The sequence below is a fragment of the Nesterenkonia suensis genome (genome assembly GCF_054782935.1).
This window is the reverse complement of sequence record NZ_BAAGRN010000001.1, coordinates 677297-702536: the sequence shown is the minus strand read 5'-3', so window position 1 is coordinate 702536 and position 25240 is coordinate 677297. Positions and strand designations below refer to the sequence as shown.

13 protein-coding genes are annotated in these 25240 nt (G+C 67.6%); 9 read left to right on the top strand and 4 right to left on the bottom strand.

Going from position 1 to position 25240, the window contains the following annotated elements:
* Positions 1-252 precede the first annotated feature (252 nt).
* From ACYVKI_RS02985 to ACYVKI_RS02970, 4 genes are all read left to right on the top strand, one after another.
* The gene (locus ACYVKI_RS02985; RefSeq protein ID WP_460688851.1) at positions 253-1131 is read left to right on the top strand and encodes a hypothetical protein; all 879 of its coding nucleotides are present in this window, start codon (positions 253-255) and stop codon (positions 1129-1131) included.
* Positions 1128-3347 (top strand): YhgE/Pip domain-containing protein, encoded by a 2220-nt coding sequence (locus ACYVKI_RS02980; RefSeq protein WP_460688850.1) that lies wholly within the window; start codon positions 1128-1130, stop codon positions 3345-3347. The genes ACYVKI_RS02985 and ACYVKI_RS02980 overlap by 4 nt, the downstream gene beginning before the upstream one ends.
* Positions 3344-3982, top strand: a complete 639-nt coding sequence (locus ACYVKI_RS02975) for a TetR/AcrR family transcriptional regulator (protein ID WP_460688849.1) — start codon at positions 3344-3346, stop codon at positions 3980-3982. Before ACYVKI_RS02980 ends, ACYVKI_RS02975 begins: the two co-directional genes overlap by 4 nt.
* A gap of 135 nt (positions 3983-4117) precedes the next feature.
* Positions 4118-5050 (top strand): VOC family protein, encoded by a 933-nt coding sequence (locus ACYVKI_RS02970; RefSeq protein WP_460688848.1) that lies wholly within the window; start codon positions 4118-4120, stop codon positions 5048-5050.
* A 3-nt stretch (positions 5051-5053) separates the two neighbouring features.
* On the opposite strand, the gene ACYVKI_RS02965 is transcribed toward ACYVKI_RS02970, so the two are convergent.
* Positions 5054-7078, bottom strand: a complete 2025-nt coding sequence (locus tag ACYVKI_RS02965; RefSeq protein ID WP_460688847.1) for a serine hydrolase — start codon at positions 7076-7078, stop codon at positions 5054-5056.
* Between the two features lie 232 nt (positions 7079-7310).
* On the opposite strand from ACYVKI_RS02965, the gene ACYVKI_RS02960 reads away from it, so the two are divergent.
* From ACYVKI_RS02960 to ACYVKI_RS02940, 5 genes are all read left to right on the top strand, one after another.
* Complete coding sequence (locus tag ACYVKI_RS02960) at positions 7311-7910, top strand: hypothetical protein (protein ID WP_460688846.1); 600 nt, start codon at positions 7311-7313, stop codon at positions 7908-7910.
* Between the two features lie 340 nt (positions 7911-8250).
* On the top strand, positions 8251-10023 hold the full coding sequence (zorA, locus tag ACYVKI_RS02955) for an anti-phage ZorAB system protein ZorA (protein WP_460688845.1): 1773 nt from the start codon (positions 8251-8253) through the stop codon (positions 10021-10023).
* 43 nt (positions 10024-10066) lie between these two features.
* Positions 10067-10783, top strand: a complete 717-nt coding sequence (locus tag ACYVKI_RS02950) for an OmpA/MotB family protein (protein WP_460688844.1) — start codon at positions 10067-10069, stop codon at positions 10781-10783.
* Complete coding sequence (locus ACYVKI_RS02945; RefSeq protein WP_460688843.1) at positions 10780-12291, top strand: EH signature domain-containing protein; 1512 nt, start codon at positions 10780-10782, stop codon at positions 12289-12291. Before ACYVKI_RS02950 ends, ACYVKI_RS02945 begins: the two co-directional genes overlap by 4 nt.
* Positions 12292-12301: 10 nt before the next feature.
* Entirely contained in the window at positions 12302-15400 is a 3099-nt protein-coding gene (locus ACYVKI_RS02940) for a DEAD/DEAH box helicase (protein ID WP_460688842.1), read from the top strand.
* An 81-nt stretch (positions 15401-15481) separates the two neighbouring features.
* Here ACYVKI_RS02940 and ACYVKI_RS02935 read toward each other — a convergent pair whose 3' ends face one another.
* Genes ACYVKI_RS02935 through ACYVKI_RS02925 form a run of 3 tightly spaced genes read right to left on the bottom strand, consistent with a single transcriptional unit; the run spans position 15482 to position 25239 of the window.
* Positions 15482-16339: a hypothetical protein gene (locus tag ACYVKI_RS02935; RefSeq protein ID WP_460688841.1), complete on the bottom strand. Its 858-nt coding sequence runs from the start codon at positions 16337-16339 to the stop codon at positions 15482-15484.
* A gap of 53 nt (positions 16340-16392) precedes the next feature.
* Positions 16393-18687 carry a UvrD-helicase domain-containing protein gene (locus ACYVKI_RS02930; RefSeq protein ID WP_460688840.1) on the bottom strand — a complete coding sequence of 765 codons (2295 nt, stop codon included), beginning with the start codon at positions 18685-18687 and terminating at the stop codon, positions 16393-16395.
* A gap of 3 nt (positions 18688-18690) precedes the next feature.
* Positions 18691-25239: a DEAD/DEAH box helicase gene (locus tag ACYVKI_RS02925; protein ID WP_460688839.1), complete on the bottom strand. Its 6549-nt coding sequence runs from the start codon at positions 25237-25239 to the stop codon at positions 18691-18693.
* Position 25240 lies beyond the last annotated feature (1 nt).

Below are 25240 nucleotides of genomic sequence, written 5' to 3'. Positions count from 1 at the left end.
GGGAGGTGCCCCTTTCCGTGACGGATCGCGGCCTCTACGCACCGGATCCTCGGCGGAGGCCGCCTCGGGCTGAGTCTAGGACTGTGCATCGCTGGTGCCTATGAACACCGTCACAGGGGCGCCGAGCGTCTGACGTTCCTCCGGCGGCGGCCCTGCCGTGGACCGGGGCCGCCCTCTCCGCGGGCCCTGGGGCGATGACCCGTTCCTCACATTTTTATACTGACCAGTCAGTTTAAGAGTATACTGGGGAGCATGTTGGAACTCCACGACGTCGCCTTCGACGGTCATCACGGCCGCCTGGTCGAGCCGACCTCCTTCTCCGTTCCCGACGGCGGGCTCGCCGTCCTGCAGGCGCCCACCGCCATGATGCGCACCGCCCTGGCACTGATCGCCTCGGGCCGGATGGCGCCCGATGCAGGTGAGGTGCGCATCGACGGGGTCGCCGAGCTGCGCCCGCTGCGGCTACGCACGGCCCTGGTGGACGCGCCGACCATCACGGCACCCGAGCACCACATGACGGTGAAGAACGTGGTCTCCGAGTTCCTGGCGCTGCGCCCGCTGCGCAGCCGGGTGGGCAAGGAGGCCCGCCGCATCGGGGTCCGCGCCTGGCTCGCCGAGCACGACGCCGAGGACCTCGCCGGGGCCCGGATCGACACGCTGGAACCCCTGGAGCGCGTCGGGCTGCTGCTGGAACTGGCCTTCTCCGACCCGCAGGTGCGCTTCGCCGTCGTGGACTCCCCCGACCGTCATCAGGTGGACCGCGACCAGCTGCTGGACTTCCTGGAGGACCGCTGCAGCGTGGACCACGACCGTGCCGTGCTGGCAGTCCTCGAGGAGGCGCCCACCCGGGAGGACATCCCCTGCGGGTTCGCCGGGCACCACGAGGGGCCGTTCCTGCTCAGCGCGGAGTCTTCTGAGGACCTCGAGGCAGAGGCTGCCGGCGAGACCGCTGTGGCGGGTGAGACAGATACCGCGGCCGAGACAGAAGCGGTGACCCAGACAGCCGACGACGACGTCGAGGCCGCTGCCGCGGAGGTGGTCGCCCTCGACGACACATCACCGGACGAGACAACCCCGGACGAGACAACCCCGGACACCGACCTGGACGACCTGCTGGAGGACAAGCGATGACGTTCCTGCGCCTGGTGCGCTCCGAGTTCGCCCGGATGACCAGCAGCTTCACCCCGCTGATCACCATCTTCGGGCTGGCCCTGGTGCCGGTGCTCTATGCGGGCATCTACCTCTACGCCAACTGGGACCCCTACGAGAACCTCGAGGGCGTGGACGCCGCACTGGTGAATCTGGATGAGGGCGCGGACTTCGAGGGCGAGCACCGCACCATCGGTGACGACGTCGCCGAGGAGCTGATCGACGACGCCTCCTTCGGCTGGGAGGAGGTCGACTCCCGGGAGGCCGCGGAGGCCGGCGTCTCCTCGGGCAAGCACCAGTTCGCGCTGATCATCCCGGAGGACTTCTCGGAGGCGCTGGCCTCGCCGTCGAGCTTCGAGTCTGCGGATCAGGCGATCCTGGACATCACCACCAATGAGGCGAACAACTATCTGCTGAGCAACATCGTCTCGGTGCTGGCCTCGGAGATCCATGAGTCGGTCTCCAGCGAGGTCGGGCAGGAGACCGCTGATGCGATGCTGACCGGCTTCGGGCAGATCCACCGGCAGCTGGTGGACGCCGCCGACGGCGCCACCCAGCTCCATGACGGCGCCGGGGAGCTGCGCGACGGCATCAGCGAGCTGCATGACGGCTCGGTGGATCTGGCCGACGGCGCCGGGGACCTGGACGACGGCGTGGACGAACTCGCCCTGGGCCTGGGGCAGCTTTCCGAGGGCACCGAGCAGCTCTCCGACGGTGCGAGCCAGCTGTCCACCGGCGCCTCGGAGCTGTATTCCGGCATGTCTGACCTGCAGGAGGGCGCGGATGCGGTGGACACTGCCGCCGGGCAGCTCTCCGACGGCGCCTCCGAACTGAACACCGGGATCAGCACGCTCCACGACGGCGCCGAGCAGGTGGCCGACGGCAATGAGGCGCTGTCCGCGGCTTCCCATGAGGCCAATGACATCATCTCCGAGTTCGAGGCCTCGGCCGAGGGGCGTGTGGATCAGGCGGTCCAGGATCTGCTGGACGCCGGGGTGATCGAGCAGGAGCAGGTGGAGGAGGCGCACGAGGCGCTGGGCTCGGTGGCCGAGGATTCGGAGCTGCTGACCCGAGCCCAGGAGGCCCGCAGCGAGCTGGGTGAGGCGCAGGAGAACATCGACGCTCTGGCCGCCGGCTCCCGCGAGGTCGCCGACGGCGCCTCGGAGCTGCTGACCGGAAGCTCGGCGCTGGCCGACGGTGCCGCTGAGCTCTCGGCCTCCACCCCGGACCTCTCCGACGGTGTGGGCACCGCCCGTGATGGTGCCCTGCAACTGAGCTCCGGCGCCTCGGACCTGTCCGACGGGGCCGATGAGGCCCACCAGGGGGTGGGCCAGCTGATCACCGGCACCGGCGAGCTCAACGAGGGCGCCACGGCACTCTCCGACGGCGCGATCGCCCTGCGGGACGGGCTCGCCGAGGCCTCCGACGGCTCGGTGGAGCTGACCGACGGCACCCAGGAGCTGGCTGAGGGACTCGACGACGGCGCGGACGAGGTGCCTAACCCTGACGAGGATGAGCGCCAGGAGATCAGCGAGGTGATCGGCAATCCGCTGAAGGTCAATCAGACCGCGCAGGCGGAGGCCGGCAACTACGGGGCCGGGATGGCGCCGTTCTTCCTGGCGCTGTCGCTGTGGATCGGTGCACTGGTGATGCTGCAGGTGCTTCGGCCCACCTCCCCCCGGGTGTTGGCCTCGAATGCGCCGTCGGCTTCGATCGCCCTGGGGTCCTGGATTCCGTTCCTGCTGCTGTCTCTGACGCAGAGCCTGCTGCTCTACACCGCCGTGGTGCTGGGGCTGGGCCTGACCCCGGCGCATCCGTGGCTGGCGCTGGCGCTGCTGTTCGCCGCCTCCATGGCGTTCTCCGCCCTGGTCCAGGGTGTGGTGGCGCTGCTAGGGAACCCGGGCAAGATGCTGATGATCCTGGTGCTGGTGCTGCAGCTGGTGGCCTCCGGGGGCACATTCCCGCCCCAGACCCTGCCGGAGCCGCTGCAGGCGCTGCACCCGGTGCTGCCGATGAGCTACGTGGTCGACGGGCTGCGGCATGTGATCTACGGTGCCGACCTGGCCACCCTGTCCACGGTGATCGCCGCGCTGCTGGCCACCACCGGTGTGGGGCTGACCCTGCTGGTGCTGGCGATCCGGAAGAAGAAGATGTGGAGCCTGAAGCGGCTCCAGCCGGCCATCGAGGAGGCGGCATGAGCGCGAACACGGTGGAGCACCCCACCGGGAGGGTGCGCCGCGGTTCGGCCCGGGTGCGGCTGCTGCAGGCGCTGATGTCCCTGGACGATCACCGCAGCGTGCAGGAGCACTCGGTGGACGAGCTGGCCGCGATCGCGGGTGTGGCCAAGGGCTCGGTGTACTACCAGTTCGGCTCCAAGGAGAACCTGGTGCGCCAGATGCTGGTGCATGGGGCGGAGGAGCTGCAGCGCATCATGGATGAGCTCGACGACGGCGAGGGGTTGGCCGCTGTCCGGGCCAGCCTCACTGCGCAGATCCGTGCGGCCTTCGCGTTCCTGCGCGAGTACCCCTCCTTCACCGGGCTGGTGGCCTATGCGTTGGCCCGACGCCGGGACGACGAGTCCCAGCAGCTGCGCGCCGAGAAGGAGGCCATCGTGGGTCTGCTGACCGACCGGCTGGCCCGCCTCGATGCGGCGAAGGTAGCCGAAGGTCTCGCGGAGGCGCCGTCGTCGTCGGCTCGGCTGGAGATCATGGCGACCTCCCTGCTCTCGGCGGCGGTGACGTTGAGCATCGAACAGCACACCACCCATCAGGAGTGGTCCGAGGAGGACTGTGTGCAGGCGCTGGTGGCGATGTCGGCCGGCGGACTGGGGTGAGACACACTCCGGCACTCCCCTGACGCGCCTCGGCACGTACGGAACAAACCACCCTGATTCCGCGTTCACACTTGTAGCAACAACCAACCGGTGGCCGGACTGCGTCCACCGACGACGCCGCGAGGATGAGCTCTCATGCCGAACGTCTCCCCCGACTCCATCCCGGCCGCCGATGGCCGCACCCTGAACGCCGCCACCGCCATGGACGCGGTCACCCTGCGGGTGGGTGACCTGGAGGCGATGTCCGCCTACTACGAGACCGCCCTGGTCATGAAACCGTTGCAGGAGCGCACTCGGGGCCGGGAGGTCCACCGGGTGCTGGGCCGCGGTGCCACGCCGATGGTGCGGCTGATCCATACCCCGGATCTGCCCGGGGTGAACCCGCATGAGGCGGGCCTGTTTCACACGGCGTTCCTGTTCGAGGACGAGGCCTCCCTGGCGGCGACCGTCCACCGGGCCGCGCAGCACCCGCGGTCCCGGTATGTCGGCTCGGCCGATCACCTGGTCAGCGAGGCGTTCTACTTCGCCGACCCGGAGGGCAACGGCATCGAGCTCTACCGGGACAGGCCCCGGGAGACCTGGGAGGTCACCGGGACGCAGGTCCGCATGGACAATCTGCCGCTGGACCCGAACGCGTACCTGCGCCGCCACCTGGACCAGGAGGTGCTCGACGCCGGCGCCGCCCGCGCCGGCAGGGTGGGGCACGTGCACCTGCAGGTGGGCGACGTCGCCCGGGCACGTGAGTTCTATGTGGGCGCAGTGGGCTTCGATCCGACCGCCAGCTGGAACAGCGCCCTCTTCGCCTCGGCCGGCGGGTATCACCACCACGTGGCGATGAACACCTGGAACAGCCGTGGGGCCGGGCCCCGGTCCTCCCGCCTGGGGTTGGGTGATCTGGCGATCACTGTGCCGGGCCGCGAGGACCTGGACGCCCTGGTGGCCCGGTATCGCGCGCAGGGGATCAGCTTCGCCGATGAGGGGCACCGCGTGGTCACCGAGGACCCGTGGGGCACCCAGGTCTCGGTGGCCGTGCCCGGGACCGACACTGAGGAGCTGCTCAGCCGATGACGATCAGCTGTCGCTGATGTACATCGGCGACACGCTCCCTCGACGCGTGGGCCGACTGAGTCCGCGCCGGTGGAGGGTCAGCCCGAGTTCGCCGAGGATCCGGGAGGCGTCCCTGCCCGTGCGAGCCGGCACGTGGGCGGCCATCCAGAGGACTCCCCCGTCGGTCGGTGCGACGCCGGGCCGGCGGGTGATGAGCACCGAGGTCCAGCCTTCGCTGACTGCTGCTCCGTGCTGGGCGGCCCGGGACTCCAGTCCGGAGACCGTCCACTGGGGCACCTTCTTCGGTCCATAGCCGGGCAGGGCCCAGGCAAGTCCGGAGGGTTCGAACACCTGAGACATCCAGCCCAGGACGCGATGTGCGGCGGTAGGGTTCAGCCCGAGCTTTCCCCGGTCCGACACATCCTCGCCGACGAGCCCGCCACCGGCGGTCAGCATCATGAGCAGCTGGCGCAGCTCGTGGGCTGAGGTCTCCCCGGTCAGCAGGTCTCCGCGGGCGGTCTCGGGGTCCTCGAACCCGGTGATCTGGGTATGGAACGAGGGCTCGTCACGGAGCCTGAACCTGTCGAAGAATGCCCGGGCCTCCGCCGCGAGGTCCACTCCCCTGGTCTCCAGGGCGTCCCGGACGGCCAAGGACGTGGCCGCGTCGGACGTGCCGATGATGAGTCCGAGAGCGTCATGCAGACCCAGCGTCAGGTCGGCGGCACCCTCGCCTGCGTGTCCCCTGGAGCCTGGCGGCAGCCGCAGGGGCCCGACGACGGCGGCCAGCCGGTGTGCGGCGGTGATGGTCACCGGCATCTCCAGCAGGCCAGGGTCGGCGGCATCGACCTCGGCCAGGGCCAGCGCGGCGAGGAGTTTGCCTGTGCCGGCCAGCGGGTGGAAGTCGCGGTGGCCGAGGACGTCGCGACCCACGGTGCCGCCGTCATGCCCTCCGCCGGTGACCCCACCGATGGCGGAAAGGACGCCGGGGTGGGCCGCGGTGGCTTCCAGCTGCGCGTCAGTGCCGGGGACGTCGTCGGGGATACGGAAAAGGCTGGGGACGCGGACAGTCTGCGTGCCCCGCGCGTCCGACTCAGCGCGCCGCCCCTCCCCGCGGCCGACTCCGTCGTACCAGCCTTCGATCTCCTGCCCGATCTGCCCGAAGAGCTCGTAGGCGGCGATCCGGCCGGGTGTGCCGTCGGGCAGCTCGGTGGGGATGGTCTCGGCGTAGACCGCGACGGCGGCGACCGGGGCGCCGTCGTCGGTGGTGGCGAGCCCGACCTGGGAGAGGCTGCGCAGCCCACGGCCGTTCTTTTCGGCCATACGCAGCCGGGTGGTCAGCGCGCCGAGCAGCGGGGTGTGGAGCCCGTGCATGAGTTCGACGGCGACGCGGCACAGCTCCGGGGTCAGGTGCAGGGCTTCGGCGGCATCGGTGTCCTGGGTGCCGCGGCCGAGCTGGGCGAGCAGGTGGGCCTGGTCGGCGGCGGTGGTGACGGTCATCTGCTCGATGCTGTGGTGCCAGGTCAACTCACCGCTGCGGGGGAAGATCTCCCGGTGGAGGGTGTTCCGCAGGCCCACCCAGGCGCAGTAGTCGTTGACCTGCTGCAGCGCGGCGGCGGCGCGGCCCTCCTGCCTGTCGCCCTGGTTCATGCTGGTCGGCTGGACAGCCTGGCCGATGGCGTCGAAGACCAGCTGGGTGCAGATGTTGTCCGAGGTGATCATCATCTGCCTCAGGTGGTCCTCCAGGGTGAGCTCGACACCGGGGGCGAGGTCCTTCATGATGCCGGCCTGGACGCCGTCGTTGAGTTCCTCGGTGATGGGCAGTCGCTGGTCAAGGCAAAGCCTGCCCTGGTGGACCAAGGCGAGGCAGGCCAGCAGGACGCTGACCTTACGGGTGCTGAAGGAGGGCACCTGGGCGTGGGCGCCGTCGCCGATCGTGGTGGGTTCCTCGGAGGTCAGGTCGCGGATCTGCCAGTGGACCGCGAAGGGCTGGGCAGAGGTGAGCTCGCGGATGCGCTGCTCAAGGTCGGTCATCTGGGTAGAGGTGGACAACTCTCTCCTCACCGCGCGCCATCGGCGCCGCGAACCGTCGGGACGCCTCGACGCTACACGGTGGCGCTGACCTCGGCGCAAGAGTTCTTCATGCAGACATGTCAGAGGTGGGCCTGATGATTTCTGTACGCGAGGAACCGGGTTCTCGAGAGTGATTCCGTCACCCGCTTCCCCATCGACGGCGACGGGTCTTCGCGCATGATGCACCGTACCGATCTGTGAGGAGAAGACCATGTTCACCCCCATCAGCACTGCGTTCAGCACCCCCACGCAGTCCATGACGACGGCGCCCCGTCGCCTCGCCGCAGGATCCCTCCCTCTGCTGGCGGCGTCCTTCGCCCTGACCGCCTGCACCGAGGCGGAGCCGGAGGTGGTCACCGAGACGGTGACCGAACCCGTCACCGAGGAGGTCGAAGTCGAGGTCGAGGTGGAGCCGGAGGACCTCGAGGAGCAGCGCGAGGCGGCGGACGAGCGGGATGAGGAACTCGACACCCGCGAAGCGGAACTCGAGGAGTGGGCCGAGGAGCTGGAGGAGCTGGAAGGCGAACTCGAGACCCGGGAAGAGGATGTCTCAGCCACTGAGCTGGAAATCGAGGAGAACACGATCCCGGGCAGCGGGGTCTACCTGGTAGGTGAGGACATCCAGCCGGGCACCTATCGGATGAACCTCGAAGGCGATCGCAGCTGTTACTGGGCCCGACTCTCGGGGCTCAGCGGCGAACTCAACGACATCATCACCAACGACAACGTCAGCGGCCAAGGGTTCGTCACCATCGCCGAGTCCGACGTTGCCTTCGAGACCTCTCGATGCAGCGAGTGGGTCCGTCAGTGACGTGCTGAGAGCAGTGACGACGATCCTAGCGTTGCTGTGCTGGGCCTCAGCGCGAGCCCAGCACAGCACCTCTGGGGACGGACGCTCGCATTGCTAGAGCCAGCACCGTCCCTGCGCGCACACACGATCCTAGACTTGCCGAGGTACGGCCAACACGATTCACAGCTAATTCCATCTAACACAGCCTGATAATCGGAGTATTCTGTCCTCCACCTGCTCAGAGCACTCTTGACGAGTCCATTCTTGTCTCGAGGTCTCTCAGCAATCACTCGCACTGCACAATCACGTCGTCCGACTTTCGAGGTCTGGGCCACGTACGTTCATCTTGAGGGGCAACCGAATGCACTTTCACTTCGCATTCTCGCTGGGGGCATGGCTTCCGTGGCCGCCGGAGGATCCACCTGACTTCGTCGTGCTGGGGTTCCTGGTGGTCGTGGGCGCGATGCTCCTCGGCGCACTCAGCGCCATCACTCGTCGGACGTCTGTGTGCAGGAGGCGGGTGAAGGCTCTGCACGTCATCGTGGACCAGCTGGATATGGCCGCATTACGAGCCAGCAGGTCCAGCGCCTTGGCAGCCTCGGAGTCGTCAGACGTGCCTGCGGATGTCCGCCACCTGTGGCAGGAGTTCGATGAAACGTTCGTCGAGGATCGCTCGGGGAGCCAACTGCTCAACACCGTCGATGCTCGAGACGTGTTCAACTCAGAGTCTCTCGCCAAGGAACTGGTCCACTCCCGTGGGTTGGCCTTCATGCCGTCTGCGATGACCGCCCTCGGCGTCCTGGGAACGTTCCTCGGCCTGGCCATCGGTCTGTACGGGCTTCAGCTGGGCGGCAGCACCGAGGGTGACATCGTTGAACTCCAGACGGGTGTCCAGCAGCTCATCTCCGGCGTCTCGGCAGCCTTCCTGACGTCCATCGCCGGCGTCGCGGCCAGTCTGATCACCGCTGTCATTCGGTTCGCGTGTGCGGCGTCCTGCGATGAGAAGGTCGCCGGGCTCCAGACCCGTATCGATGGCCTGTTCAATCGACACACACCGGAAAGCTCGTTGGTCAAGATCGAGCATGCCACCGAAGACTCTGCGCTGTCTTTGAACGAGCTCCACGAGAAGATCGGAATGAAGCTCCAAGAGGCCATCCAGGGCATGGCAGGGGACATGCAGACGGCAGTCACCACGGCATTGGAGAGTGCCATCGCCCCCGTGCTGCAGGACATCTCCAGCCGCTCCAGCGAGCAGACTCACGGCGCTCTCGAGTCGCTCATGCGCGAGTTCGAGGGCAGCTTCCGTGAGCTCGGCTCGGCCCAGGCCGAACAGCTCTCCGATGCGACCAAGGACCTCAGCACCTCGGCAGAAGCCATCAACTCCGCGCTCTCCTCCACACTGGCCTCCATCCAGCAGCAGGGTGCCCAGACTCAAGAGACCGTCCAATCGGCGGTCCAGCAGAGCGTCGCCGTCATGGAAGAACGCAGCCAGAAGTTCGAGGACCAACTCCTGGCTCTGCTGGAAGCCATGCGCACTGAGCGGCAGCACAGCGTGGAGCTGGCCGAGCGCCTGGCCGGTGTGGTCGGCACCGCCGGTGAATCCATGAAGGAGTCGAGCACCACGCTGAGGTCCAGCACGCAGGATCTGCGGACCGTCGGGGACCAGTGGGCCCGGTCCGCCGAGTCCATGGACGAGCACCGCGTCCAGTTCTCCGACGACTTCACCAGGATCAGCGAGGCCCAGAGCAGCTCCATCCAGCAGCTCGACATCCATGAGCAGCGCCTGCGGGAAGTCGCCGCTGGCGTGCTCGAAGCCGCCGAGACGCAGAAAGCCGCCACCGCGGAGGCGGCTCAGACCTACGCGTCACTGCACGAACAGCAGGACGCGTTCCTCACCCGAGTCAAGGAGAACGTGGAGGACCTGCAGGTGCAGATGCGGAAGTGGCTCGACGAGTACGGCTCCACCGTCAAGTCCCAGACTGACGACCGCATGAACACCTGGAACGTCCACAGTCGGGAATACGCAAAGAACATGCAGGCCATCGCTGAGGGCCTTCAGGGCACCCTCGAGGAGATCTCTGACTTGAAAGGACGCATGAAGAATGCGGATCTTGCGCCGCAGAAGCTCCAGTGACTCCCCGGACGGCAGCTCATACTGGATCTCCTTCACAGACCTGATGGCTGCCCTGCTGGCCGTATTTGTGTTGGCCGTGGTGATTCTGGCCCTCAATCTCGGCCGTCAGCAGCTCACCCTGGAGGATCAGCAGCTCGCCCTGGAGGACCAGCACGAGGACTTCGAGGAGCAGATCGAGGAGCTGCAGTCCGCTGAACAGGTCCGCGCCGAGCTGGTGGACGAGATCCGGGACGAATTGGAGCGCCAGGGTATCGAGGTCCACGTCACCGAGAACAACTCGGTGCTCAGCATCCCGAACGAGCAGCTCGGATTCGCCGCTTCCGAGTATGAAATCAGCGAGCAGTACGAGAACGTGACACTCGCCATCGGCACCGCCGTGTCTCAGGCGATCCAGAAGGATGAGCGGTTCGAACACCTGGACACCGTGTTCGTGGAGGGCCACACGGACAACATGGCGTTCGACGGACTGGAGGGCACCGGCAACTGGGGACTCTCCACGTTCCGGGCGATCTCCCTGTGGTCCCTGTGGGAGGACCAGCTGCCGGCCGACGATCGGCTCAGCCAGCTGCGCAGCGCCCACGGCGACAACCTGTTCTCGGTCTCCGGCTACGCCGAGACTCGTCCCGCCACTGAAGAACAGGACGACGACGCCCAGCGGGCCGCCAATCGGCGCATCGACATCCGCTTCACCATCGTGCGTCCCTCCTCTGACGACATGGAGGACCTCAGCGAGCAGTTCACCCGGGAGGAGGAGGGATGAGCTGGCTGCCCGCGCCTCCGTCCGCCAGGAGCTTCGCCGACTGGGACTCGCTGCCCGAAGAATGGACTCCGCTGGTCGAGTCCTCGCGTAAGCTGCGCGAACGGGTGCACAGCGGCGGCCATCTGGTCGATGCCCGTGCCGAGGCACGTAAGGCTCTCGAACGCGACGATGAGGAGCACGTGCAGGCCCTGATCGCGCAGGGGCCCGGAATGAGACGCGCAGTCCTCGCTGCGTGGGGAGAAGACAAGGATTTGGCCCGCCAGACTATGACGGTGAAGAGAATCCGTGCTGTCGCAGGGAGACGCAGCCACCTCTCCCCTATGGGGGTCCTGCAGCTGCTCACACTCCACCTGGAGTACTTCACTTCGTTGCAGCAGTGGGATCCACAGCTGGCTCGCGCGGTCCAGAGCGCTCTGCAGTCACAGGCGGCCCGTCTCCCCGGCAGCCGTGTCTCGGGATTGCTCAAGGCTCTGAGCAGCAACGCCCCTGTGCTGGCCTCGGCGGCCGCGCCGCGCACACTCGCCCGCCACGCGCAGGAGCGGGGTCGAGCCCTGGATGAGCTGATCAGCTCATGGAACTTGGGCTCCTACCGACACAGCGAGTTCGGCGCGGCGCTCGCGGCGGAGTACTTCCTGGCCAGGATCGCCTCCGCGGATCCCTCAGTCCCCCACGATTTCCTCCAGGAGCTCGTGGAACCGGCGCTCCACGGCACGATCATGTCAGACGGCCGTGCCCTAGGGCATCACGCCGTGGAGGCGATGAGCAGGCCCGCCGCAGTGCCGTGCGACGCATGGATCGAGGCGATCCTCGCTATCGCTGGCGATCCTCGCCTGCGGAACTCCTCCAGCTGGTTCCAGTGGTGGCGCGAAATCGATGACGGAGCGCGGGGAACCGTGACCTCCTGGCTCAGCCGGCGGGACTTGGAGCTGTTCCTGAACGCTTACGAAAACTTCATTGAGAGCACCAACCTGGACGACGAACGTCGGATGTTTGAGGACCGGAAGTACTTCATCAAGGGACTGCTCGAGGCTGGGATGGTCCGCGAGACTCGCCTCTTCATGGGGCAAGTCGCCGGGGACTATGTGAAAACCCTTGTGGACCGCTCCTTGGCTTCGTCGATCACACCACTTCTCGGTGCGCGCGGCGAGGTCGCCACCCTCGTCGTCATTGCTATGGACTGCGGTGAATTTCAGTTAGTGGAAGGGAGCCATAACTTTCAACTATGGGCCTACACGGGGCCGAGGGTGGAAGAGCTGTTCGACCGGTCACAGGAAGGAGTGCGCCTCGCGTTCTTCCGGCAGGATGTGCCGGAGGCTGCTGACCTTCGGGCCCCCGGGCGCCTGAGAGTCAGGCAGAGCTTCAGACACAGAGGAAGCACCTGGCAGGTCAACGCGTTGCAGTTCCTCGCGGTCCGGCACATACCGATTCCCTCCCTCAAGCGCCTGATGTCGCCGGAGTCGTATGACGAGTACCGACGTATCCACGGCACCCCCTACGAGCTCCTCTGAGGACCGCACCATGTCATTTCTGGACAAGATCCTCCCCCGTCGCCGCAAGTCGCCCAGCACTCACCCGGACCAAGACCTGCCCTCTGCGCAGACGACCTGGGACGAGCACGGCGCGACGATCACCTTCCCCGAGCCGCTGTGGTCAGCTCTTGAGAGCGGCACTGCCCCGATGGTGGAAAGCGAACGTCACATCATCCTGCAGATGCTGGAGGAACGTGGCCAGGCCCGCCAGGAGGGGCAGAGCTTCCACCTCGATGTCACCACAGTCGGCCATCTGGACGATGACGTCGCCGAACTTCTCAGCCTGCCACCGCGATATGCCGGCGAGTTCGACACACGCATCACCGGTGACACCACGACCTCGCGTTTCGAGTTCACCATGGAGGCACGCCGGGGTCGGCGCAGCGAGCCGTATCGACGCACCGGTGCGATCCTCAGTCTCGGCCACGGTGAACACGTGCAGGAGTACCGCCTCACCGCTCCGCTGGTCGATGCGCTGAGGGCCGTCGAGGATCATCACCAGATCCCGCCTGCTCGGCGCTCCGAGCAAGTGAACGTGCGGCTGGTGGCTAGGCTTCACCAGGCCAGGGAGTCGGCGGCAGAGTTCACTACGGTGTTCGCCGAGGACGTGCGCCGCACCGGCCACCTGGATGGGGACTCTGACGACACCGCCGGCACGCGATTCCCCATGAATCTTCACCACTTCGAGAAGTTCACCACCCACGTGCCGGAACGGGTGCGGGTCACTGTGGACCAGCACGACGATGGGTCTCTGCTGCTGACCCCGGACCTGGGCTCCGGGCACACACCCGAGGAGTTGAATTCTAGGTGGAGTCAGCTACGGACTACGTCCACTCAGGATGGAGGCGTTCTCCGGGTCGGCAACACTCTGATCCCCATCACTGGAGGTCAGCTGCAGGCCATCCGTACCATTCACACCAACCAGCACATCCCACCTGACAGGTCTCAGGAGTTTCTCCGTGCCCCGGGCGACTACCTCCGCCCGCAGGATGACACCCTGGTCCCCGAAGTCGACCTCGAAACGTTCAGCATCCGGGTCCGAGCTATCGGCCGACTGGAACCGGTCACGTTCAAAGCTGCCTCTGACGCGCCTCAGGAGTGGTTCTCCGAGACTGAGGAGGTCATCCAGCCAGAAGAGCTGGTGGACCTCATCCAGGACATGGAAACGCTCATCGAGCATGAGGACACCATCGAGCGCACCTGGGAGCGGGGTGGCAGCGTGATCCCCTACAACGAGGAGCACCTCATCGACGTCTCGGACCGGGAGAAGGTGACCGGGGTCCTCGAGGAGTGTCGGCGGCGTCTGACTCCTCCCAAAGTCTCCGCTCCTGCGAAGCCGGACGACGCCGTCTCTGTGGGTTTCCTGATAGATGACGACACCTCGTCACCCGGCTTCGACGAGGCCCGCCGTGCCGTAGCGGCCTCCACCGCCGGCGTCGACCTGAACGACCTGAAGTACTCCCCGTTTCCGCATCAGCGGGAGGGCATCGAATGGTTGGTCTCCCGCATGCGGGCCTCCTTGGCGAGGCCCTTCGACGATCCCGATCGCGTGCAGGGCGCGATCCTGGCCGACGACATGGGCCTCGGCAAGACCTTCATGACATTGGTGGCGCTGCGGCAGTTCATCCAAGACATCCGCAGCGCGGAAGGGGAGCCGGAGAGGCCGCACCTGCTGGTGCTGCCGCTGACACTCCTGGAGAACTGGACCGACGAGATGAAGAAGTCCTTCACCTCCGATCCGTTCGACGATGTCCTGACCTTGCATGGACCGGATCTGACGCGGTTCCGCCTCCAGGGTCGCCGCCGGGAGACGGAGGTCAGCGCCGCGCAGCTCGATGACGGCATGCTCAACACCTCCGACGTGCGCCTCTCACTCGCTGTCGGAGACCAGTTTGGAGAGCACCGGCTCGACAAGCCGGGGCGCGTGGTGCTGACCACCTATGACACCCTGGCCTCCTACCAGCTCTCGCTCGGGAGCGTGCACTGGGGCGCGGTGATCTTCGACGAAGCTCAGGACATCAAGAACCCCGAAGCGCTGCGCACGCGGGCGGCCAAGGGCCTGCAGGCCCGGTTCAAGCTGGTGGCCACCGGCACGCCGGTGGAAAACAGCCTCCAAGATCTCTGGTGTCTGATGGACACCGCACAGCCGGGTGCGCTCGGCACCTGGCTGGAGTTCAGACAGAGGTGGGTCCAGCCTCTCCGGGGTGCCGGAATGGAGGAGAAGCAGCGCCTGGGCCTGCGACTGGCTGAAGCGACGCGTCCTCTGATACTGCGCCGGAATAAGGAGGACCACCTCCAGGACCTCCCCACCAAGACGATCCATGCCGGGGCACACGCACCGGGCGCTGAGTTCACCGAACGGCTGCGCATCGCCATGCCGGACAAGCAAGCTCAATGCTACTCGCAGGTGCTGAGTGGGCATCGGGCTCGGGCCTCCACCAAGGGGGCCGCCCTGAAGACGCTGGGCAAGCTGCGCACCATCAGTCTGCACCCAGACGCGTCAGAGACGTCGTGGGACGCCAAAGACCCGCAATGGACGGATGGTGCGCGCATGATCGCCCTCATGCAGGTCCTCGACGAGATCCGGGATCACGGTGAGAAGGCGATCGTCTTCGTCATTAACAAGGCCGTGCAGCGTCGGTTGGCGCTCTGGCTGGGCCGGCGATACGGACGACAAGTCCGCGTCATCAACGGAGACACCAAAGCCACCAGCAGTCCCGCCGGATCTGGGAGCCGCGGGGAGCTGATCCGCGAGTTCGAACAGGTGCCTGGCTTCCACGTGATCATCATGTCGCCGGTGGCCGCGGGCCGAGGCCTGACCGTCACGGGGGCCAACCACGCAATCCACCTGGAACGGCACTGGAATCCGGCGAAGGAGGCCCAGGCGACCGACCGTGTCTATCGCATTGGCCAGCAGAAGCCGGTGCACGTGTACCTGCCGATGGCGATCCACCCGGACCCGGAGATCGTGTCCTTCGACGAAAACCTGAACCATCTCATGGCGGAGAAGACCTCTTTGAAGGACGCCGTAGTGGTGCCAGAAGCCGTGGACGAGCGCGACGTCATGTCCAGCATGGGGATCAGCTGAAGGCTGTCCCCGGCACGGTCTGTCGTCACCCGACGGAGCGTGCGAACCATCTGTCTCCTTCGGCGCTGCAGCGGCGGGTCTCTACTCTGTGGTGGCCCCTCGGACGGGGACCGTGAAGGCATAGCAGCTGTTGTCGCCTTCCAGCCTGGGCCCTCGATACATCATGTCCCAGCCTGTCTGGTCGCCCCATTCTGCATTGAACGATTGCTCGCCTCCGAAGCCCATGTAGACGGTCCTGGCTCCTGGAGCACCATCCCTGGTGCAGAAAACGCTGATCCCACGGAAGTACGGGTCGGTCACGCCACCCGGCTCCTCAAAACAGGTGGGCCCTTCGTCCGTGTCGAAAGCCACCCAGAGGTGCTGTGTTTCTTCACCGCAGCTTGTCGCCGTGGCATTGTCCTGGAGGACGTCCTCGCGCCTGTCATGCCACGGAACGTTCGTCAGTTCCTCTGCCAGCGGCCCGACGCCATCCTGGGTGAGTTGGTCCTCATACAGGGGTGTGGCACTGCCAGGGTCGATGACACCCTCCACCGTGTAGGTCTCGCCATCGATGGTGAGCTCTGTGGCCGGCTCGTCAAGCTCGATCAGTCCTGTGTCATCGGGGGTAGCCCCGTTCCCGAGTGCATCCGACCACGCGCGCTCCATCGGGGCATGGTCGAACGGGGATTCAGGCGTCGGCACCGAGGCATAGTCATAGATGGGCGGGTCCTCGCTGGCGGGAGGCCGGGGCGCCGCATACAGATCGTCAGGTTGTGGCCCCCCGTCTTCGAACTCCTGTGCTTCCTCACCGCTCCGGTCTGCCGCATGGTCGGCCGACGGGGCTTCGCCAGCTGCAGACGTGGCATCTTCATCCTGCGACGTTGCCTCCGGCGCACAGGACGTGGCCAGGAGCGTGATGCCCAGTACGGGAACCAACGTTGCCAAGGGATTGCGTCGCATGTCGTTGTCTACCTCTCCTCCACGCTACGGTTTTGCGCTGACAAGTCCGGGCCTCACATCTCCGGCAGCAGGGCGCTGGGCTGACCGGACCACGTGACGACCAGTTCGTCCCGGGCACGGGAGGCGGCCACGTAGAGCACGGACCGTTCGCGCATGAGGACGTCCTGGTGCTCTGCCTCGGGCATACGGCTCAGGGTCCACCGAGCGGGCATGTCCTGCTCCCCCACCCCCATGACGGCCACGCACTCGAACTCCATCCCCTTCGCACCGTGCATGGTCATCGCAGGGATCTCGTCGGGCCGCAGCCTCGCCGCCCGGCGCGCGTCCACTACACGCACCGGCTCCTTGCCGTCTGTCAGCTCCACCGCTCCGAACGCCTCGATGACCGTGGTCAGGGCCCTCTCACTGCGGACCAGCACTCCGATGCCGGAGGGCCGGTGCCCGGCCTCCATCCATCCGCGGATCCGTGCTGCAACGGCGTCCACTTCCCCTGCGACGTCGGCGGCGGAGATGGTCACCGGCGCGGGTCCGGATCGCACCGAGCGGTAGTCGTCGGAGCGCTCCAGCTCTTCCTCCATGTCCAGGTAGGTGTCCCCGGAGAGCAGGGACACTGCGTAGGCGAGGTTCTCCGCCGTGGTCCGGTAGTTCAGGCGCAGCCGTCGGGCGCGGCCACGGACCTTGATGCCGTAGCGGGATAGGGCGATCTTCTGCCCGTAGATCCGCTGATGCGAGTCCTCAGCGATGAACAGATCGTCCGGCCCTTCGGCCGCCAACGCCCGGAACAGCATCCAGTGGCCGGGGTGGAAGTCCTGCCCCTCGTCCACCAGCACGTGGTCCACCGCATGCCGTTCGCCGCGGGCGGCGCGGTCGTCCAGGATCTGCGCGGCGATGACCGCCAGCTCCGGGAAGGTCGCGGCGTCGTCGAGCTGGTTCGTCTGGCGGAACTGGGCGAATACCTTCCACAGCTGCTGACGAGCGGCGCGGTTCAGGGCGGTGCCCCGGCCGGCACGGGGGACCCGCACGTACTCACGTTCAGAGGTGATCTGGTGGGCCAGCACCACGGTGGTGTATTCCTGCTCCAGGAACGCCGGGGCGGTCAGCTCCTCCGCCAGGTCCGGCCGGACCCGCTCGACGGCGGCGTCGAACAGTTCCGCGGTCTTGGCGACTCGGCTGCTGAGCCGGTTCCTGCCGGACCCCAGGACCCGTGCGACGGCGGCGTCGACCTCCTCTGGGGAGGCGTCCCGGACGATCTGTGCCGAGACCTGGTCCATGCCGAGGATCGCCACGCCGGGTTCGCCGAGTCCGACCAGGGGGATCTCGGGGTCGAGACGGCGCAGGTTCTCGGTCAGCGAGGACGTCAGCGTCTTGGTGAAGGTGGTGAGCAGGATGCGAGCCTGCGGGTTCTGCCGGTGCAGGTGCCGCGCCCTGTGCAGCAGCACCACGGTCTTGCCGGTGCCCGCTCCGCCAGACAGGCGGTAGGCGCCCGTGGTGGCCTTCTCCGCGTAGACCCGTTGCTCGGGGTGGAGGAAGACCCGCCACCGGTCGATGTCCATGGACTCCAGGGCGGTGCGCAGCTCTTCGTCCGAGTCGCCGACGTAGGCGAAGCCGGCGCTGCCGCGGCGGATGGCGTCCACCACCTGTACATCCGGCGAGGCATCTGTCGATTCGCCCGCCGGACTCAGGTTGAGGTCCTCTCGCACCTGATCCAGACTCTCCCCGCTGGCCAGCCCCAGCAGCACCAGCCCTTGGGACTCCGGGGCGTCGTCGACCACTCCAGAGAACTCCGCCTGACTGGTGGCAGCCAAGGCGCGGGAGGCCAGGTCCGGGTTGATGCCGGCCTGCTCATGCAGCGCGTCTGCCGTCCACCCGGTGCTCAGCGCGTTGGTCCAAGGAACCGTCGCAGCGGAGACAACGGCCGCTGCCGTCGCCGCCGGCGCAGGCTCCTCCGGCGGCGTCTCCTGAACCGGCGGGGCCTCGGTCCGCTGGGGCGCCGCAGCCTCCTGCGGCTGCGGTGCCGCGCCTCGATCCTCGAACTCCGGGGTCCCCAAGGCGGGGTTGAGCCGCAGCACGGTGGAGCGGGCGATCCTGATGGCCTCGTCGTGGTGCCAGGTGCCGTAGTAGACGTAATGGGCGTCCTCGCCGGGGACCTCCATCTTGTAGAGCACGGCGCGCCATTCCTGGGTCACCCGTCCGGTGCGGACGCGGCGGTCCTGGGGCTCCTTCATGGGCTCGATGTGCAGGCCGGGCGTGGTGTCATCGGCCTGGAGCTTCTGCAGGAAGTCGTAGATCCGCTTCTTGATGGAGCCGTCCACCTTGTTCTTGGTGGAGGCCATGGAGACGAAGGGCACGGGTCAGTCCTCTCTTCCTTGGCCGATGCTCAGCGCCTTCAGGACGCCGGGGACGTCGTCAGTGGGCAGGGCGGTCCAGCCGGCCTTCTGCAGCTCGTGGGCCTCGTCCACCTCGTAGGTGACGACGACGCGCTGCCTCCTCCAGGCCAGCTGAGTGGGAATGCCGTCGATCTCGTGACCGAAGTCGGGCGCGCTCAGGCCTTCGATCTGCGCGAGCTCCTGGAGATAGCTTCGTTCGTCCTCGTAGGCCTCGGTGAGGATGGAGAGCCACTCCGAGGGCAGCGTCGGCTCCTCGACGGAGCTTTGGGTGGGCTCGACGGCGGTCTCCTCCGCGACCGCCCGACGAGACTGAGCCGGCAGACGTTCGTCGAGGATCGAGGAGATGTGTGAACTCGTCGCCACGACCGCATGGTCGGTGGTCTCACGGAACGCGATGAGGTTGCTCCAGAACAGCCACCGCCGCCAGGACTGCGCGTAGGCAGGACTGTGGAGGGCGTCGTCATCGTCCTGCAGGAGCAGCACGGTGCGGAGGGCGCCCGGCTTCCTGCTGGTGGGGTCTCCAGCGGTAACGAGTTGGAGGTGCTCGTCGTGCCGCCGCCACCAGGCCGCAGCCGGCTCGTCTCCTGGGCCCCGACGCAGGTGCGTCGACAGCGCCTCCTGCGCCCCGCGTCCGAGGCTCTCTGCACCCGTGACCTCTGGAGGGACGTCCTTGGTCAGACTGGTCATCGCCAGAGCCGGGGCGACGTCGGCGACCTTCTCCCACGCCTCCAGCTCAGGGTGGAGCATCCAGCACCACAGCAGCTCCATGGAACCCGCGTGCAGGGCTCGGGTGATCGACGCGTCGAGGCTGTGGTGCTGCATGAACATGCCCAGGGCTCGGTCACTGATCCAGTCTCCGGCACCGCCGTCGTCGGGGGTGCTGTCAGCTCCGCGGTGGAACCGTTCCACATCCTCTGCCGTCACAGCCCACGGAATATGACGTCGGGTGCCGACGTCGCGGATCCGGTGCCGCTTGACGGCGTCATCGCCGACCCGGTTGTGGGCGGGGTCGGCGTGGTAGGCACGGCCGTCGGTGAACACAGCGACGGTGGGAAGGTTCGGGTCGTCGGCGGAGAGCAGGAAGTCGGGCCGGCTGCCGGCGACGTCGACCTGCGGTTCGAGCTTCCACCGACGTCGGTTGTCCGGCATGACGATGTCCAGGACCTCCCCGGTGGGGCCGGGCCTGGGCTCCACGCGCGCGTTGATGGCCTCCAGCCGCTGCTTCAGCGCGGTGCGGAAGGCGATCTCGAGGTGTGATTCCCCGGAGGTGTCGGCCTCGATCTCCTCCTGGATCTGCCAGGACGCCACCGAGGGCTCCTCCGTCCCCTGAGGCTCGGCTCCACCAGCCTCCTTCCCGCCGAGGCCGAGCATCAGTGTCAGGAGCCTCTCGGCGGCCACAGTGGAGACGCTGTCCTCGTGCCCGTAGTCGGCGAACGGCAGCAGACACCGGTGGCAGGAGCGGCGTCCCTCGTCTCGGCAGGGGCAGGCCCGGACGGTCTTCCAGGCCGCGACGAGCGCGCCGTGGACCTTCTCCGGGTCAAGGAATATGGAGAGGTAGCCGGTGCCGCCGGGCACGGTGTCATGCAGCAGCAGCGCGTCCTGCCCCTCCCCGGCGGAGGGGTCGGGCACGCTCATCACGCCCAGGGCTCCGGGGGTGCCGCCGAGGTGCTGGTGCAGCCCCATCAGCAGGGCGGCCTTGAGCGTGGGCACGGCGAACTCGTCAGCGGCGGTGGCCGCCACCGGGAGCGTCAGGCAGACCCCTTGGGTGGTCAGTGTCCGGGCGAGGATCACCTGTCGGGTGTGCTCCTGTTGGCTGGTGCGGTGGCGGCACCAGAACCGGTGGTCCTGGGCGTGGTTCTCCCGGGCGTGGGTGTCCTGCTGTCCGCAGTAGGTGCACAGTGGGAACAGGGGTGCGGCGATCTCGTGGCCGGCGATGCGCAGCTGGGTGCCGCCGCGTCCCTGCCGACCCAGGTTGTACCAGGTCAGGTCCACTGAGCGGAGGTGCCGCACGCCCAGCCCGGTGTTCTTCACGAACCAAGACTGGGAACCGGAGACGTCGATGTCGGCGGTGCCGAGGACGGCGAACATGGTGCGCTGCCGTTCATCGCGGCTGTCCGAGATGACGGCCTCGTCCCGGCGGACCTCGGCGCTGACCTTGCTCAGCTTGACCACCGAACGGATCTGCCCGATGTCGGCGATGCCGGCATCCCGGCACCGCGGGCAGGTGGTCACCGTGCCGCGGTGCTTCACCGGATCCTCGGAGATCCGTTCCACCGCCTTGCGCCATCCGCAGGCAGGGCAGATCTGCCAGTCCTGGATCTCTCGGGCATCGGGCCCGAGCTCGACCGCGTCGATGGCGATCTCCATCCCCTGAGCGTAGAAGCGTGTGCCGGGGGCGAGCTCCTGCAGGGCTACCCCGGAGGCTCGGCTGAAGGTCTCGCTGGCGGCGACGAACTGCTGGGTCTCCTCGTCCCTCCAGGAGATGCCGACCTCCAAGGTCACGGCGTCCCCGATGAGGGTGTAGTTGGGGAACACCCCGTGGTGCTCAAGTGCGGAGAGCCAATAGTCGCGGCGCTCCTCCCCGGCCTCGTGGTAGAGCCGCTTCAGCTGGGACTTGGCCGACCGCAGGTTCCGCAGAGCCTCCTGAACTTTGGGATGCTCTGGGTCCGGGTAGTCCTTAGAGGCCCGGTCGTGGTCCCTGTCCAGTTCAGCGACGGCGCGCTCCACGTCCGCGATGCGGCGCTGCAGGTCTTCCTGGTCCTGGGTCCACCGGCGGTGGGCCTCCTGCAGGACCCCGGTGAGGTCCTCCGCGGACCATCGACGCAGCCGCTGGCAGCTGTTCTCGTCCAGGTGCTCGCCGAACTGAGCGATGAACTCCTCCACGAGCTCCGCGCCCCGGGTCTCGGACAGGGCCTGGAGCTGCCCCAGGTACGAGTCCGGCTCAGTGGAGCCGAGGGCCTGCTTCACCGTGGCGGGGTGGGGCGCCTGCGGGTCTCGGGCCAGGTGGTCGGCGAGGAAGGCGGCGTACTGCCGGGTGAGGATCTCGTCGGCCTGCAGATAGGTCGACGGCGCCCGGACTTCGCCGTTGATCACCGAGAGCGGGTCGTAGAGCTTGGGCAGGTGTTCGCCGCGCCCTCGGGCGAAGGCGAGCACCAGGGAGTTGCCGGTCAGGCGTCCGGCCCGCCCGACGCGTTGGACATAGCTGGCCACAGTGCGGGGCATGGACGCCAGGACCACACAGGAGAGGTCGCCGATATCGATGCCCATCTCCAGGGTGGGGGTGGCCACCAGCACGTTGGGGGCGTCCGGGTGGTCCTCGGAGCTCCGGAAGGCGTCTTCGTACTCCAGGCGCAGTTTGTCCTCCAACAAGGACGTGTGCTCCCGGGCGACGATGCGGCGCGCCGACGGGTTCTCATACATGCTGCGGTAGAAGTCATCCCCGGGGATCGCGGCGGGACGGATGGTGCCGGTGCAGGTGCTCTGCAGGCAGGGGGCGTCGGCGAGCTGGTCGACGACGTCGGCGGTGCCGAAGCTCTGGGATTCGCAGACCTCGCAGCGCAGGCTGAGCCGCCCGGCGGCGAGATCCTCATCAGTGGGGGTGGCCAACACGATCCGGTCCGGGTGCAGGGAGTAGGCCCGTGCCCCGGGTTCGGTGGTGTGGATCTGCAGCACCCCGGTGCGGGCGAGCTCTTCGAACAGTTCGCGGGCCAGCCGGCTGGCGTCCTCCCTGCTGACTCCCAGAGTCCGGTGGGTCCAGGTGGTGTACCAGCTGCCTGCCGAGGTGACCGGGTCCAACCCACGTTCGGTGTTGCTGGGGCCGATCACCGGGAAGGCCGGCGCGGGGCGGTTGTCCGGGAAGGCGGGCATACCTTCATGCCGACGCCGGCCGCCCCACACGTGGTACCGGGCGCCGTCGTGCCGGATGTAGGACTCCAGCCAGGGGTGGTCGATGCCGCCCTGCAGCCGGATGCGGACCAGCACGCCGCGCACCCAGTTCAGGTAGCGCTGCTCGGTGGGCAGTCCGATGTCCGGCAGCACGTGCAGCTTGGCGTCCCAGGCGCGCTGGGCGGCGGTGAGCAGCGAGGCCCGGCTGCCGGCGTCGACCTCGGCGACGACGGTGCCGGTGAGCTCCAGGGTGCGGCCCAGTCGTGCCTGGAGTCCAAGTTCCAGGGAGGCGTCGAACAGCAGGCGCCGTTTTACGCGGGTCTCGGCCTGCTGGCGCTGTCGGGGTGTGGCCCGAGGCTCCCAGAACTCACGGAAGCCTGGGCGGTCGGCCAGGTCTGGGGGCAGCAGCCGGTAGCGCCGGGCGGTCTCCTCGAGTCCGGGTGGGGTCATCATGGTCCGGTCCACCAGTTGACTGAGGGTCATCTCCTGCCCTCGGCCTTCTCCGGACGCCTTGCCCTCACCGAAGGCCCTGCGCAGCGCGGAGCGCAGGGTGAAGGTGTGCGCCCGTGCCTGGATGAATCCGGCCCGGTGGGCGGCGTCCTGCACGGAGTCGGTGAAGATCAGGGCCTTCTTCTCCTGGGCGTCCAGATCCTCGGAGCCGAAGAGGTTGGTGACCGCCACTGAGGTGAGTGTGGCGATCGCGCTTCCGACGAAGCGGATGGCGTCCGGGGTGAGGCAGACCGGACAGGTGTCGTCCCGGGAGAGGTCTCCTGCCTCCTGGGAGACGTGGAGCTTGACCGGGACGATGTAGCCGCGTTGGAAGTCCTCGTCCTGTTCGCCTGGTGGGTCGGTCTGCAGCGTGTGGTGGACGGTGTGGAGGTAGCGCAGGCCGGTCTGCCGGGTCTCGGCCGGGGAGAGGCTCTGCTGTGTCGCATCGTCGGCCTCGCGCACGGCGTTCATGAGCGCCCGGAAGCTGGAGTCCTGGTGGAGCGAGGCCTGGCGGATCTCATCGCTCTCGGTGATGATGTGCCCGTCCTCAGGGGCGGCCTTCGCACCCCATCCGCTCTTGCCGCAGTGCCGGCAGTAGATGGCGGGCAGGTGCAGCTTCTGCAGGTCCTCGCCCATAGCAGATTCGGCCTCGACATCGGTGGTGCCGTCGTCGCTCCAACGGAAGGAGGTGACGACGTCGACGGCGGCGTCGATCCGGCTCAGCTCCCTCACCCAGAGATGCGTCTCCACGGTGAGTGCGTCCCGGCCACAGACGGCCCGGGCATGGGAGTACAGGGCGATGAGGTGGCTGAGGAACTCGGTGGCGTCATCCAGGGAAGCGGTACCCGGCAGGCGAGGAAACAGGCCGGAGGCCACGTCCCGGAGCGACGCCGCCTGCTGGCTGTGCTCCACCAGCGCCTGGGTGAAGGGGTGGTGCCGCAGGGCGGCCAGCAGCTCATCAGCGGGAACGGGCGCGCTCGGTGGGCTGTGGAACAGCGCTGACAGCGCTGCGGAGATCACCGCGTGGTGGGACGAGTCCTTCCTCACGGCCTCGTTGGTCTCGGCGATGACCTGCGGCAGCTCGTCGACCTCGCGGGGTTCCGTGGCCGGTGGTGTGCTGTCTTCCTGCCACGTGGTGAACTCCTTGCGGGTCTCGGTGATGAGCGCCTCGGGGGTCAGCTCTTCACCGAAGATCGTCTCGGCGAACTCGAGCATGGTGTCCGCTCCCCCGGCGCCCCCGAGAGTGGCGGAGGTGGCGACCGGCGTGATGTGTCCCAGGGGCCGGGCTCGGTCCTGCTCCGTGGGGCCGTGGATGTGGTTCTCCAGGTCCTGCGGCCAGTGGGACTTCAGCGTGTGGCCGAGCCGGCGCAGCAACATGGCGACGTCGGTGCCCTGGGCACCGTCATAGGTGTGGAACTCGTCCAGTACCAGGTACTGCAGGCTGGTGGCGGAGTCCTTCCACAGCCCGGCGTCCTCGTGCCGGAGCAGGAGCATGTCCAGCATCTTGTAGTTGGTCAGCAGGATGTCCGGCGGGTTCTTGCGGATCTCGTGACGGTCATTGATGAGCCCGTCAGCGGTGACCCGGCTGCGGGTGCTGCTGGTCTGCCCGGTGTAGAGGGCGGCACGCACCCCCTGCAGCTCCGGGTGCTCCATGATGAGCTGTGCCAGGCGGCTGGCCTGATCATTGGCCAGGGCGTTCATCGGGTAGAGGATGAGCGCCTTGATGCCCGTGATGCCGGACCGTTGGGCGCGCAGCACATGGTCCAAGATCGGGTACAGGAAGGACTCCGTCTTCCCTGAGCCAGTGCCGGTGGTGACCAGCGTGGGTTCGGGACGGCGGAACAGCTGACCGTCTCCGCCCTTGGAGGTGAGGCGTTCGAAGGCACGCGCCTGGTGCCCGTAGGGCGGGAAGTCGGCCCCGTAGAAGTCCAGGGAGTCCTCCCAGCCGTGCTGGGCCGCTTCGAACGGCAGGCGGAGGCGGACGTAGGGACCTTTGAACATGCCGGACTCGGGGTCCCGCAGGAAGCGGCGCACGGACTCCCGCGCGGAGGTGTCAGAGAGCGCGAACGTGGTGGTCAGGTACCGCTCGATGCGCTCGACCAGGTCCCCGGCCTGCCAGGTGGGCAGCAGCTCCGCCATG

Excerpts from the sequence above, each read along its gene's own strand:
- ACYVKI_RS02985 (WP_460688851.1), top strand. The coding sequence starts at position 253 with ATGTTGGAACTCCACGACGTCGCCTTCGACGGTCATCACGGCCGCCTG.
- ACYVKI_RS02980 (WP_460688850.1), top strand. The coding sequence starts at position 1,128 with ATGACGTTCCTGCGCCTGGTGCGCTCCGAGTTCGCCCGGATGACCAGC.
- ACYVKI_RS02975 (WP_460688849.1), top strand. The coding sequence starts at position 3,344 with ATGAGCGCGAACACGGTGGAGCACCCCACCGGGAGGGTGCGCCGCGGT.
- ACYVKI_RS02970 (WP_460688848.1), top strand. The coding sequence starts at position 4,118 with ATGCCGAACGTCTCCCCCGACTCCATCCCGGCCGCCGATGGCCGCACC.
- ACYVKI_RS02960 (WP_460688846.1), top strand. The coding sequence starts at position 7,311 with ATGTTCACCCCCATCAGCACTGCGTTCAGCACCCCCACGCAGTCCATG.
- zorA (WP_460688845.1), top strand. The coding sequence starts at position 8,251 with ATGCACTTTCACTTCGCATTCTCGCTGGGGGCATGGCTTCCGTGGCCG.
- ACYVKI_RS02950 (WP_460688844.1), top strand. The coding sequence starts at position 10,067 with ATGGCTGCCCTGCTGGCCGTATTTGTGTTGGCCGTGGTGATTCTGGCC.
- ACYVKI_RS02945 (WP_460688843.1), top strand. The coding sequence starts at position 10,780 with ATGAGCTGGCTGCCCGCGCCTCCGTCCGCCAGGAGCTTCGCCGACTGG.
- ACYVKI_RS02940 (WP_460688842.1), top strand. The coding sequence starts at position 12,302 with ATGTCATTTCTGGACAAGATCCTCCCCCGTCGCCGCAAGTCGCCCAGC.
- ACYVKI_RS02935 (WP_460688841.1), bottom strand. The coding sequence starts at position 16,339 with ATGCGACGCAATCCCTTGGCAACGTTGGTTCCCGTACTGGGCATCACG.
- ACYVKI_RS02925 (WP_460688839.1), bottom strand. The coding sequence starts at position 25,239 with ATGGCGGAGCTGCTGCCCACCTGGCAGGCCGGGGACCTGGTCGAGCGC.